Consider the following 12,637-nt stretch of genomic DNA (forward strand, 5'->3'; position numbering starts at 1 on the left):
AATGGACGACGCAAACTCCTATGATCTGGTCATCCTCGGCGGCGGGGCGGCCGCGTTCGCCGCCGTCACCGAGGCGGACCGCCGCGGGCTGTCGACGGCGATGGTGAACGCGGGCCTCCCGATCGGCGGGACCTGCGTGAACGTCGGTTGCGTCCCCAGCAAACGGCTGCTGGCGGTCGCGGAGAGCGCCTTCGCGCCCCGCGACAATCCTTTCGACGCGGTCCGGTACGGCGACGGCGAGCCGAACGTCGACTGGGCGGCCGCGCTGGACGGCACCGACGAACTCGTCGACCGGTTCCGCCGGGAGAACTACGTCGACGTCGCCGAGCAGTTCGAGACCGACGTCTACGAGGGTTACGGCCAGCTGACCGACGACACGACTATCGAGGTCGTCGACGGTCCCGACGAAGGGGCCCGAATCACCGGAGAGAAGGCGCTCGTCGCGACCGGAAGCTCACCTCGGGCGCCGCCTATCGACGGCCTCGGCGCGGTCGACTACTGTACGAGCGAGACCATCTTGGAGGAGCACGACCTCCCGGAGCGGCTCGTGATGATCGGGGGCGGTTACATCGCGCTCGAATGGGGGCAGATCCTCCACCGCGTCGGCGTCGACGTGACGGTTCTCCAGCGCTCCGACCGCGTCCTCTCCGGAATGGAAGGCCAGCTCGGGCGAGAAGTGAAACGTGCCTTCGAGGAGGAGGGAGTCGAGGTCGTCACCGGCACCGACTTCGAGCGCGTCCGCGGCCCGGCGACCGACGGCGGGACCGACGCCGGCCCCGAGGCGACGGGGTCGGGCGTCGCCGTCGAGGTGACCGTCGACGGCGCCGAGCGCACCGTCACCGGCGACGCGCTGTTCGTAGCGACCGGCGTTCGGCCGAACAGCGAGGGGATCGGCCTCGGAACCGTGGGAATCGAAACGAACGACGACGGGACGATCCACGTCGACACCCATTTCCGGACGACGAACCCCGATATCTACGCCGCCGGCGACGTGATCGGCGAGCCCGAACTGGAGACGGCCGCCGCCAAGGAGGGCAATCACGCCGTAAAGAACGCCTTCGGCAACGAGGGCGTCAGTATCGACTACGACGCGGTCCCGTCGGTCGTGTTCACCAGCCCCGAGGTCGCCTCGGTGGGGACGACTGAACTGGAGTACACTGAGGAACACGGGACCTGTTCGTGCCGGACGGTTCAGATGGGGGATGTACCACGGGCAAAAGCCGTCAAGGACACGGATGGTCTCGTTCAAGTCGTCAAGCACCACGAGACCGACGAGATCGTCGGCGTCCACATGGTCGGCCCCCGTGCCGCCGACATGATCATGGAAGCGACGCTGGCGGTGAAGTTCGGCCTCACCGTCGACGACATCATCGATACTGTTCACCCCTTCCCGACGTTCAGCGAAGCGTTCAAGCAAGCGTGTCAGGCGTTCCGCAGGGATACGTCGACGATGAGCTGCTGTATCGAGTGAGTCGTCTCCGAAGGAATCACGAGAGATTCCGGCGGTGTTTGTCCGTTCGTCCCGCCAGCCACACGCTCGTGTGAATTCAGTTCACAGCCGCGAAGAGTGTTTAATGCGGCTGCGCTCACTATCTACCCAGTTCTAATGCTTGAACTCTACCGGCTCCCCGGTTGCCCGTACTGCGCGAAGGTCGAAACCAAACTGGACGAACTGGGCCTGGAATACGAGACGCACAACGTACTCCCATTCCGATTTCTCCGGTTCGAAGTAAAATCCGTGAGTGGACAGTCTGGGGTCCCGGTGCTCGTCGATCCGGAACACGGGATCGAGGGGCTGGCAGAGAGCGACGACATCGTCTCCTACCTCGAGGAGACGTACACCTGACGTGGTCCCAGACGACGGCCGGGAGCGGCGGTCCCCCACGTACGGTTGTCCAAACCCGTCAAAATGATCGACTCCGGCGTCGCGTTCGTCCTCGCTAGTATTTCAATTGTCTCGATAGCGTGGGCCCTTCCCCGTCGCCACGTCGCCGTGACCGGGGCCGATATCGCGGCGACGCTTCCGTGGTTCGCCGTCATCGGTGTCGCGGTTGCCGTCGGCCGTTCGGTACCCTTGTCTGGACTGACCGCTGGATTCGTTCAGAGCCCAACGGTGTACCTCGCGGTTACGGGGCTAGTTGCAGGGCTGTGGCTGATACTCGACGTCGTCGGGGTGAACGACGTCTCTCGATGGACGGCCGTGAGCGGCGTCCTCACAGCTATCGCCGTCGGCGGAGCGAGTCTCCTCGCAACTGGGGCACTCCACTGGCGGGTTCTCGTCTGGAACGCCGTTGCAATCGTGCTGGCGTTCGGTATCACCGGACCCGTCCTGCGAGGGGTTCGAGATTTACGTCTGTCCACCCACGGGTGGCTCGGTGGCGGAGTCCTCTTCGCGCACGTCCTCGACGGGACGACCACTGGGATCGGACTCCGGCACCTCGGGACGATTGAACGGAATCCGATCTCCGCGACGATCATTCAGGCAGGAGACGGCATCGGCCCATCCGGCGTCGTGCTCTTTCTGCTCGTGAAAATCGCGGCCGCCCTGCTCGTCTTGGCTGTCCTCGACAGAGACAGCGATTATGTCGGCCGAGAGACCGCCGGTCTGCTCGTCATCGCCGGTGGTGCCGGTCTCCTCCCTGCGGTTCACAATCTCACCCTGTTCGCGCTCACGATTCCCTAACCGCAAATTCGTATTCCGCTGGCCCGGGGAATCGCTCAGACGCGACGTGCCGTCGTTCCGGGTGCTCGAACTCGAACTCCTTCGACCGGATCATTTCGAGAGTCTCCTCGATGGACGGCCGATCGCCCCAGAACGTTCCGTAATACGCGAAGCGAACGGTGCCGTTCGGGTCGAGAATGATCGTCGCGGGGCGGTTGATATACTCGGCGTGGACGGCGTAGGACATCGGATCGACGCCGTATTTCGCGCCGACCGCTCCCGCGCGGTCGAGGAGGTGCGGCCACCAGATCCGCTCCGCGTACGATTCGATGAACGACTCCTCGGCGAACCAGTACTCCGGTTCGAGCTCCCGTCTGACCATCACTCGGCCGCGGTAGCCGCCGTGACACTCGATCGTCGCCACGTTGACGTCCGCCTCGTGTAGTTCGTCGCGAAGCTCGATCAGCTCGTCGAACCCGCGGTGACAGACTGGACACCAGTCGGCGAACACCCAGATCAGGACCGTCCACTCGCCGTCCCCGATCGCATCCGCGGGGTCCCATCTCCCTCCGTCGATGTCCGGCAACGCGAACAACGGCGCGGCCGCACCGACCGCCAGCTGCTCGAACGTATCCTCATCGAGGTTTCGATACGCGGCCTCCAGTTCAGGTTCGGCGAATTCCTCGAGTACCTCGTCACGGTTGGCTTCGCGGACGAACGCCACGAGCTCCGCTGACCGAAGCCTACGGTTTCGTTTGTAGGATCGAAGGTGGCTCAGTCACCTTGTCCAACATCAAGATCAAGGAGTTGGTTGGGAGCTTCTGGCACTAACCACGCCGGGACGACTCGGGTGAGGACGACCATCCCCGTCAGTTCGACGAGGGTCTGGGTGACGACGACCGCCGGTGCGAGCGCATAGCTCGACGGCAACGCGAGTGCCAGCGGAAGAATGACCAGCGAGTTCCGGGTGACGGAGGTGAACACGAGCGCCCGGCTCTCGCCAGCCCCCATCCCAAGCACTCCCGCCACGAATCGACCGAGGAGCGGCATAATGATCAAGAACGCGACGTAGATGGGGACGACTGCCGCGATCTGTTTGATCGAGTCCTGTACGCGAGGCAGCTGAGAGGCGATGACGACGAACAGCGTCGCCCCCATCATCGGGACCGGCAACCATCCCATCGTGTCCTGCCACTGGGCGCCGCGGCTGGAGCGCTCCGCCCAGTATTCGGTCGCCCATGCGAGCGTCAGTGGCAGCGCGATGATGACGACGAACGCCTCGATGAACGGCCCAGCCTCGATGAACTCGGCTACCTGCTGACCCATGAACAGCCAGAGATACAGCGGGAGCAACAACAGCTGGATGAGCATCAGCGCCGGCGTCGCGGCCGTGATCTGCTCGGCGTCACCGTCTGCGAGTTCGGTGAACGTGATGACGTAGTCGATACACGGCGTCAACAACACCATGAACGCGCCAACGAGAATCACCGGCTCCTGCGGGAGGAACCGCGTGAGCCCAAATACGACGACCGGCACGACCAAGAAGTTCATACCCAGCGCAGCCGCCATGAACCGGCCGTTTCGGAACGCACGCCGGATCCGGACGAACGGTATCTCGAGGAATGTGACGTACAACAGCACGGCCAACACGGGATTGATGAGCGGTTCCAGGACCGAGCTCGCACTTGGGAGCCCAAACCCGGCCCCAACCGAGAGGAGAGCGGCGACGGCGTAGATCGCGACCTGATTGTGCTGAATCCGCTGTTTCGAGAGTGTGGTCATAGATGAATAAAAGGGGAACCAGTAGCAACATCAAGCAATCTGCCCCCTCGTTTTGTAGAGGTGGTAGGAGCAGTCGTAAGTCCCCATCGGTGACCGATCTGTAGTATTTGTACTTTGAGTATTTCCCCCGCAGAATCGATTGAACCGGTCAGTTGCGCTGTTGCGATGTGTTTTTAGACGCCCCTGAGGGGTGCGGCACGATCTGAACAGACGCAGTCGCCGTGAACTCGATTCGGTGAACACGATGTCCACGACCAGAGACTCGTCGATCTCCTTCGAAGAGACCAACACGCGATCAGACGAAATGAACAGTACCATCAAAAAGTGGATCGACGACCTCGTCGCCGGCGTCGACGACGCGCAGACTAGTGAGGAGTTCCAGGAGTGGCTGGACATCCAGAGCCGCTTCCACGACTACTCGTATCGGACCTTGTTGGACCCCACGCGGCCCGACACCGGATCGATCGACAATACGTATCGCCTCCGAATCAATGTCGAGCCAGCCATGCTGGAGCCGACAGAGTCCTAGCCGGATCACCCGGGGAGTGGTAGAGCGTCTGTCTGCGTGTCGCCGCTATTTGTTTATATCTTGTTGCGCAATATCAGATAGTGTCTGAAATTACAAAACAGGATATAACGGTCTGTATCGATGCGTATCCCGACCAGGATACTGATGTGTTTCGTATCGGTGCCGCAGACGACATCCTCCGGCTACTCGCCGACGCTCACGAGACGGAGTTTACGATTCCTGAACTTGTCGACGCCACAGGTGTCACCCGCTCAACGGTCTGGCGAGCTGTGAACCTGCTCGACAGTATCGGGGCCATCCGAATTCGAGAGACGCCACAACGAAACCACATCGCGATCGACCCCAACCGCCTCCAGAAGGACGATCCGGTACTTGCTATTCCGCAGTCGGAGTTCCATACACCGATTCGGGCATTCGTTACCCGCGTAGAAGCTACGCTCACTAACGCCGACAACATCGACAACCTCCTCGGTATCGTTATTTTCGGGAGTGTCGCTCGGGGGGAGGCTGACCGGCAAAGTGACATCGATTGTTTTGTCGTCGTCGATGGCGACCGGACGACAGCTCGCCGACAGGTCACCGACGTCGTCGCAGAACTCCAATCAGAGCGCTTCGACGGTGACCGATTCGCGTTCGAACCGTATGTTGAATCCGCCGAGAGCGCACGGAGAGTCGGGTCAAAACTCCATAACATCTTCGCGGAGGGCATTACAGTGTATGGGAGCGACCAGCTTGACTCACTCCGAAAAGAGGTCATCGCCAATGAGTAGTACGCGAATCGACCAGCTCATCGACAACGTACAAGCCGCGTTCGACCGCCGCCCAACAGATATCGAAGCTGGGCTTGATGTCGAGGATGCCGCTCTCCTCCAGCTGCGGAAGGCCTGTCGCTTGCTGGCCGGCGCCGAGGCACTACAGGATGCCAGCTACTACACGCTCGTCATCGAAGCATCGTTCGTGGCTATCGAACGGACCGTGGAATTCCGGCTTCTCGAACGAGGCACGATACAGCCGGATTATCTCCCTGGCACACATCCTGGTGTCTACCGCGAGGCGGCAGCAGTTGGTGTGTTCGACGAATCGATAGCGGCCTTTCTCGCTGATCTCTGGCGCGACCACCGAGCAAAAACATACTAGCAGGATGGGCTCGCCTCAGCAGCGCGTACAGACGCGATGTACGAACTCGCCACCGAGATTCATGCGTACGTTATTGGGCGATCCCGACAGGGACACGAGTGTATCTGCGGGGAACCAAGGTAGTGATTGCGTCTCTATCAGTCGTGGGGAGGTGGTCGGTTCTATTAACCAACACAGGAGACAATAGGACGATATTGTTGGTTAAGCAGATTGGGATTCGTAGTTTACTCAGGGGTAAACTACTTTGACACTCACAGTCGAATACGCAGCTATCGGCGCCAGTTTGGTCGAGAAGGACGACACGACCCAACGCAAACTCGTCCACTTCGTCACCCAACAGACGCGGTTCGCGCTGATTAACAACATCCTCCAGCATCCCGACCAGCTGCCCTCGATGTACGAGCTTGAGGAGCTCAACCCCAGCGTGAGCGATGCCACCGTTTACAAGCACATCCAGAAACTCATCGACGCCGGCATCGTCACAGAGGTTGCCCTGGACGACGACCATCGCCGGCAGGGCTACCCTTGGAAGTTCTATGGCCTGACCGACGAGGGGCGGGAGTTCCTGGCAGAGCACAACCTGCTCGCTGCGGAGGAGACGCTCCAGCAGATCTACGACACCATTTCCGACAAGCCCGAGAAGATGGTCAAGTACGAGAACGCCCCCCGTCCGGACGGCGTCTAACGGCACGTCTATTTCTGAATAGTTTGCTATTCGCACTCTTTAGCGTGACGAGACGATATCTTGTTAACCAACAAATCTATGTCATTACGCGCTCTGTTGGTTAATACTAGATCGCAGATGTCTCACAAGCCACCGACGCCACCTGCTGACCTCTCAACGGAGATGGTCGACAAACTCAACAGCTACTCGCCTGAACAGCTCCGGTACGTCGCACACTACGCTGAGGCGTTGGCATCGCATAAGGCTCGTGGAGTCGACGTCGATGAAGAGTCCGGTGATGACGAAAGTGACGAGCAACCCGACGACTTCCCGGATGACGTCCCCACGAAGGCCACGATTACAATCAAGGAGATCAACGACAACCGCTACTACTACTGGCAGTGGCGGACCGGAAGCTCGGTGAAGTCAAAATATAAAGGGCCGGTTGACCCCGACGAGTGACCACTCCTGTCCCCTAATCCGGTACACATCGATAGAGGGGTGTCGACGAGGATCGGGTCGGGAGAACACATCGATACAGGCTCTGGTCGAGTAGTTCGCATGGCGATCGCTCAACTCGAGAGGGATGGTGGTGTCGGTGAGCACGTGATATTTATCTGCCGAATATGTTCGTTTTGGCGGCTCTCATGGAGAATCACACATCGATAGAGGGGTGTCTATCGGAAACAATGGAAAATAACTAAACACCCGTGGATGAGTTACTCAGATATCAAGTGAGACCTGATAACAAACTTCGGATACACATCGATAGAGGGGTGTCTATCAGACATAATGGAAAAGTCCCATAACCGGGGTGGGAGAGCACAATAGCCGACACATCGAACACATCGATAGAGGGGTGTCTATTGGAAATCATGGAAAAGGCTCATAAGCGGGATGGGTGAGTCGATAGCCGACACGATGAACACATCGATAGAGGGGTGTCTATCAGACATAATGGAAAAGTCTCATAACCGGGGTGGAAGAGCACGATAGCCCACCCATCGAACACATCGATAGAGGGGTGTCTATCAGACATAATGGAAAAGTCTCATAAAACAGGGGACACCGTGCCGCAAAAGACCACATCAATAACTGAAATGTCTACGTCTGGTTTCGGATCTGCGCTTTGACCACGGAGGTAACCTCCTCTTCAGAAATCGCTTCAATACGCGAGTCTTCACGGAGTGTCTCGAGAATTGTCCCTGGACTTTCGCCAAACTGGAACTCGAGGAACATCCCCGAGCTGGGCCCGTGGCTCCGTCGCTCGAAGTCGACCAGAGAGTACGTCGTGAGTTCTTTCATCTTATTCACGTACGTTTCCTGGTGGTACTGATCCGTGTCAATAGCATCAGTCAGATATTGATACACACGATAGCCGGTCGTACTCCTGGCGCTCCCACCGTCAGTTTGGGACGCAACCGCTGCGGTTGCGTACAGACAGAGCTTCTTTTGTGTGCTGATACCACGAACGACCTCTAACACCCGATTCTTCTCGACTTTCTCCTGTGCGGTACGGACGTGTTTTTCGCTAACGCGGTTGTCGCCTTCACGCTCAGCCAGCTCGCCGGCAACCCGCATGAGATCGATCGCCTTCCTCGCGTCACCATGCGTCTGTGCTGCGAACGCCGCTGCGAGTGGAATCACATCATCGTCGACGACGTCGTCATGGAACGCATCCTGACGCCGTCGGAGGATTGCTTGGAGTTGGTTTGCGTCGTAGTCGTCGAAATGGACGTCCTCTGGGGTGAACGAACTGACAGCGCGACTCCCAACGGATTCCATCATCTTCGTGTCGTTTGAAATAGCAACGACGGAGATGTACGCGTCCAGTTCGTCGTTTGCCCCTGCCCGGGAGAGCTGATACAGGAGCCGTGAAAACGCAGGTTCTTGTTTGTCTCGCCGGCCAACGAGCATGTCCAGTTCGTCGAGGACAAACACAACAGAGTCGAAATGCTCGTTGACGATCCGGTAGAGCTCATCCCACTTCTCTTTCGTTGCCACGCCGTGTTTTGGCACCTCAACAGGGACTCCTGCCGCATCAGCAGCCTGCTGAACGAGTTCATACACGGCGATACCAAGCGTGTCTAGATCCTGGCAGTTCACTTCAACAGTGCCAAACCGGATGTCACGGCTCTCACAGATACGGCTGATATTATGACAAACTGCCTTCGTAATTAGCGATTTCCCAGTTCCAGACGGGCCGTAGAGGAACAGGTTTGGCGGTCGGTTATCGCCGAGGGCAACCCGAAGCATCTTGGTGACTTCTTGGAGCTGCTCATCACGGCCCACGATGCGATCTTCTTCAACAACGTAATTCGGATCGAGTAGCTCTCGGTCCCGAATTAGCCCCTCCTGATCGTCAAACTCGAGGAGCATATCCTCGATTGACTGTGATGGCCCCTCGGAATCTGCCCCTTCGTCGGGCTGTGAGTCACCGTTAGTGACATGAGACGATGACGCCTGTCGCGATGACTCCGGCTGCGACGCACTCGACAGCTCAGCCTGAGCCGTCACCTCGTCCTCCGACGGTCCCGGATTCTCTGCGGGATCATCGGAGTCGTCAGTACCCATAGGCCAATTGATACACGCCTGTATGAAAAAGGTTCCCCACCTCTATCGAAGTGTGATTAGCCGTTTGAAACCTGTAATACCCGGTTAACCGCATAATTCCCGAGAGAATGGGTTAATTGGCCGTAGCCGATGACGATGTGTTTCGCAGTCCCCGGTCGAAGACACACACCCCTCTATCGATGTGTTCGAAGTCTTCACGGGGTGGGGTGTGACGGGATCTTATTTGAGCTAACTGGTCGATACAGTCCTCGTACCGGTTTAGAACAGAGAAGGAATGTCCTCGTCATCTCATAGCCACTCATTTCGAGTCGGTTCTTCTCTTCTCTTCTCTTCTTCTAATAACACAAACACACACACCCCTCTATCGATGTGTTCGATGTGTTTCGGCCAGCGACAATAAGTCCCTAGAAACCCGACACAAATACATCGGGCTTGAATACGATAATCCAGGGATAGAGAGACGCTGTCGATGTTCTTTGCCGACAGCGAGGTTTGTAGCAGAGAATCGAGTTTCTCCCTCGTTTCGCCTACTCAGTTGGAACACATCGATAGAGGGGTGTGTGTCTCATCGTGTCGGGCTCGTCGAAAGATGTCCGTCTTGCCGTCTGGTGAGGTGAAGACGTTCCCTCGTCTGGTCTTCTGCTATCAGATCCAGCCCCAAGACACTCGGCCTGTCCGTCCGTAGATCTCGCGTGTACTGATTGATACGACAGTCTTCCTTGGTGCCGTGTACTGACGGGATGGAACCCATGATGCTGTGTCTCCCCTGTCCCAAGGCATTGACTAAGTATTAACCAACAAATCCATGCTAGATGGCTCCCGTGTTGGTTAACTGTTCCTTGTGGCGAACGCCATCAACTCTGGCACCCGCGTCTCCACGAGTTCTCGCTGAATCTCCGTCCGGTCCCAGCCAAGCGGTGACAGCACACTCTCGACAGCTCTGACGAGTTGTGTCTCGTAATAGGACGCATCGTACGACTCAATCTCTTCGTGAGCCAACGCGACCCGTTCTCGCGATGTTTTCTCGTCGTCGACGACGACGTACTCGATGTCTTGCCCTGGATGGACGGCGAGGTTCTGCTCTTGAGCCCGCTTCAACGCGGCTACATTCTGTGTGTTCTGTGTATATCCCTCCAGCGGCTTGGAGACACGATTCCGTTCGACGAGCTGCTTGACCGGCACCGTTCCAGTGTGAAGGCGCTTGATTGCGTCCTGGAGACAGTCAAGTACAGCGTCTGGAGATCGAGTCGCGTCGAGTCGGTCGAGACAATCCTGCTGGACGTCCTCGATGAACGGTGGGGTTGAGCGCTGTCGGGCTTCGATACCCCGTATCTTGAACTCGTCGTCCCCCGCGACCGTCCCGAAGTACTTCGTCAACGCGCCGGCGTCACTCTCGCGCTGCGGGACGAACGCCACCCAGTCGTAGTGGGCTTCGTGTTCGAGTCGGATCTCGACCTCTTCGGTAATCTCCGTCGCGAGTGTCTTGAGATCTTTGCGGTCCTCGTCGTCGACGTCGGGGTCCGGCGTCACCCAGATGGAGTCGACGATGCCATGAATGACCCGCCACCCGCCAGCTTCAAGTCGCTGTTTCGCCGTCAGGAGAATCTCGCGCGCATACGCGTTAATTGCCTCGTGACACTCGATACGTCCGAACTTGGCGTTGCTGAACCCCTGATATCCAAAGCAGGCGACGAGGATCCACTTCAGCGCGCCTGACCGCCCTTCGAGTTCCGTCAGTCTGTCCTCGTTGGGGTCATCCCGAGCCTTCTCGTGACGGATGGCCGTCTTGATCTCGTCGCGCGCGTCGATGATCGGCTGGAGGACGTCGACGAGGTAGCCTTGGTCGTCACAAATTGAGTACCCGAGGCCGGGGACATCGTCGCGGTCGCTGTGACAATCACACCGGATGACGTCGGGCGAGACGTTCCGCGTACAGATGATGTTCGGATACAACGAGGAGAAGTCGAGTTCGTGGACATTCTCGTGGAGGCCGACCTCGGGCGCGAAGATGAAGCCGCCACGGTCGGCGTCATGAAGCGTCCCCGTCGGCTTGAAGAACTCATGCCGCCAGGAGTTCCACGGGACGAGAACACCGCGGTCGTGGGCCTCACAGATCTGGATTGCCGTGAGGACGTTCCCAATTGATGCCCACGCGAGTTCCTGGACGGGCTTTTTCGAGCGCGATACAAGGTCGAGGACACCGTCGAGGTTTGTTTCCCCGTAGAAGAACGTGTTCGACTCGTCGATGATCGCCCGCCCGGGCACGTTGTACCGCGCCGGAGAGTGGCCGACGCGACCGTAGCTCGAGTACGTTGAGTGACTCGCGAGCTGCTGGTAGTCGACATCCGGCCACCGGCTCAGCGAGAAGTCGTCGACGCCGGCGTTCGTCGCCATCTCGTGTAGCGTCGGGATGATCTCGCTCGTCGAGCAGACGAGGATGTCTGGATCATGTGTTTCGATCGCCGCTTGGACGGTGGTGAGGATGTCACCTGCTGACCCGGTAACAGTCTCGCCGGCAATCGTGAGCTCGCTGTACGTGTCTTGGCCTGTCTCGGTCACTGGAATATCGAGCCGGAGCATCGACAGTTCCGCCGCCGGCGTTGGATCGCGATTCGTCTCCAGACAGTAGCGAAACTCCCGTGAGAAATCGACGTTGAAGCAGGCGAGATCGCCAACGGGGTACGCTATCAGTTGGTGTGCCTGTCGCGCAAGCGGTGTGACGCGGTCGACGTGGTCGACATCGACAGCTAGAGCGGACTCGCCGTCACGACGAAATCCGGGCCGCCGGGATACGATCTCGGTCGCGACGACATCAGGATGGCGTTCGTATAGTGAATGAAGTTGTGTAAGATCGATGTCGGTGTCAGGGTCACGTGATGCGACGTAGAAACGGGGCGTGTAGTCGTCGTGTTCGGTCGCGGTCGCGCCGTCGTTGGTCGCCTCCCACTCGAGGACGCGACCATCGTCAAGGAAATCGATTGTGAACGGCATTTTCGTAAGTCACCCACCTTCCCGTCTTTACACCGGAGTCTCGCATAATCGCCGGCGTGTCTGTTCCGGATTTCAGGGAATGGAGATCGCCTAGACAGAAACAGCGGACTCTCGCGGATTCGCTCTGTTAACGCCACTTCCAGAATTGTTTCCGAGTTTGTTAGCTGAACCTCCGGTAGCGCGTTAACCAACAGAACGGCCGTTTCACAGATGGTTGTTGGTTAAGCCTGCTATGGACAGTCCTCCATATCTTGAATTCGGTGAACAATATACTACCCCACAGATTATTATACCGCTC

General features: G+C 58.5%; 10 protein-coding genes and 2 pseudogenes. 8 read left to right on the forward strand and 4 right to left on the reverse strand.

What is annotated here, in order from left to right:
• Window position 1: 1 nt before the first annotated feature.
• From merA to HPS36_RS15315, 3 genes are all read left to right on the forward strand, one after another.
• Window positions 2-1,471, forward strand: a complete 1,470-nt coding sequence (merA, locus tag HPS36_RS15305) for a mercury(II) reductase (protein WP_173230875.1) — start codon at window positions 2-4, stop codon at window positions 1,469-1,471.
• Window positions 1,472-1,606: 135 nt separating this feature from the next.
• Complete coding sequence (locus HPS36_RS15310) at window positions 1,607-1,846, forward strand: glutathione S-transferase N-terminal domain-containing protein (protein WP_094552830.1); 240 nt, start codon at window positions 1,607-1,609, stop codon at window positions 1,844-1,846.
• Window positions 1,847-1,909: 63 nt separating this feature from the next.
• Window positions 1,910-2,683, forward strand: coding sequence for a DUF63 family protein (locus tag HPS36_RS15315; RefSeq protein WP_173230876.1), 774 nt, complete (start codon window positions 1,910-1,912; stop codon window positions 2,681-2,683).
• Here the strand turns inward: HPS36_RS15315 and HPS36_RS15320 are convergent.
• Together HPS36_RS15320 and HPS36_RS15325 are read right to left on the reverse strand one after the other, a co-directional pair.
• Window positions 2,670-3,326 carry a peroxiredoxin family protein gene (locus HPS36_RS15320; RefSeq protein ID WP_268898307.1) on the reverse strand — a complete coding sequence of 219 codons (657 nt, stop codon included), beginning with the start codon at window positions 3,324-3,326 and terminating at the stop codon, window positions 2,670-2,672. The two genes, HPS36_RS15315 and HPS36_RS15320, sit on opposite strands and share 14 nt — an antisense overlap.
• A gap of 110 nt (window positions 3,327-3,436) precedes the next feature.
• Window positions 3,437-4,444: an arsenic resistance protein gene (locus HPS36_RS15325; RefSeq protein ID WP_137717185.1), complete on the reverse strand. Its 1,008-nt coding sequence runs from the start codon at window positions 4,442-4,444 to the stop codon at window positions 3,437-3,439.
• 244 nt (window positions 4,445-4,688) lie between these two features.
• Between HPS36_RS15325 and HPS36_RS15330 the strand changes: the two are divergent.
• From HPS36_RS15330 to HPS36_RS15355, 5 genes and pseudogenes are all read left to right on the forward strand, one after another.
• A pseudogene (locus tag HPS36_RS15330) lies at window positions 4,689-4,880 on the forward strand (DUF955 domain-containing protein); the annotation flags it as partial.
• Between the two features lie 173 nt (window positions 4,881-5,053).
• Entirely contained in the window at window positions 5,054-5,743 is a 690-nt protein-coding gene (locus HPS36_RS15340) for a nucleotidyltransferase domain-containing protein (RefSeq protein ID WP_199241203.1), read from the forward strand.
• Window positions 5,736-6,233: pseudogene (locus HPS36_RS15345) on the forward strand (hypothetical protein). The gene HPS36_RS15340 and the pseudogene HPS36_RS15345 overlap by 8 nt, the downstream one beginning before the upstream one ends.
• Window positions 6,234-6,393: 160 nt before the next feature.
• Window positions 6,394-6,795 (forward strand): MarR family winged helix-turn-helix transcriptional regulator, encoded by a 402-nt coding sequence (locus HPS36_RS15350; RefSeq protein ID WP_235681782.1) that lies wholly within the window; start codon window positions 6,394-6,396, stop codon window positions 6,793-6,795.
• A 117-nt stretch (window positions 6,796-6,912) separates the two neighbouring features.
• Window positions 6,913-7,236: a hypothetical protein gene (locus tag HPS36_RS15355; protein ID WP_137706893.1), complete on the forward strand. Its 324-nt coding sequence runs from the start codon at window positions 6,913-6,915 to the stop codon at window positions 7,234-7,236.
• Between the two features lie 642 nt (window positions 7,237-7,878).
• Here the strand turns inward: HPS36_RS15355 and HPS36_RS15360 are convergent.
• Together HPS36_RS15360 and HPS36_RS15365 are read right to left on the reverse strand one after the other, a co-directional pair.
• The gene (locus HPS36_RS15360; protein WP_173230877.1) at window positions 7,879-9,348 is read right to left on the reverse strand and encodes an orc1/cdc6 family replication initiation protein; all 1,470 of its coding nucleotides are present in this window, start codon (window positions 9,346-9,348) and stop codon (window positions 7,879-7,881) included.
• 828 nt (window positions 9,349-10,176) lie between these two features.
• Window positions 10,177-12,339, reverse strand: coding sequence for a type B DNA-directed DNA polymerase (locus HPS36_RS15365; RefSeq protein ID WP_137717184.1), 2,163 nt, complete (start codon window positions 12,337-12,339; stop codon window positions 10,177-10,179).
• Window positions 12,340-12,637: the final 298 nt, after the last annotated feature.

The organism is Halorubrum salinarum, from assembly GCF_013267195.1.
GTDB classification, from domain to species: domain Archaea; phylum Halobacteriota; class Halobacteria; order Halobacteriales; family Haloferacaceae; genus Halorubrum; species Halorubrum salinarum.

Bases quoted from the DNA above. Each gene is read 5' to 3' on its own strand.
- HPS36_RS15325 (WP_137717185.1), bottom strand. From the start codon at position 4,444: ATGACCACACTCTCGAAACAGCGGATTCAGCACAATCAGGTCGCGATC.
- HPS36_RS15310 (WP_094552830.1), top strand. From the start codon at position 1,607: ATGCTTGAACTCTACCGGCTCCCCGGTTGCCCGTACTGCGCGAAGGTC.
- HPS36_RS15315 (WP_173230876.1), top strand. From the start codon at position 1,910: ATGATCGACTCCGGCGTCGCGTTCGTCCTCGCTAGTATTTCAATTGTC.
- merA (WP_173230875.1), top strand. From the start codon at position 2: ATGGACGACGCAAACTCCTATGATCTGGTCATCCTCGGCGGCGGGGCG.
- HPS36_RS15360 (WP_173230877.1), bottom strand. From the start codon at position 9,348: ATGGGTACTGACGACTCCGATGATCCCGCAGAGAATCCGGGACCGTCG.
- HPS36_RS15355 (WP_137706893.1), top strand. From the start codon at position 6,913: ATGTCTCACAAGCCACCGACGCCACCTGCTGACCTCTCAACGGAGATG.
- HPS36_RS15365 (WP_137717184.1), bottom strand. From the start codon at position 12,339: ATGCCGTTCACAATCGATTTCCTTGACGATGGTCGCGTCCTCGAGTGG.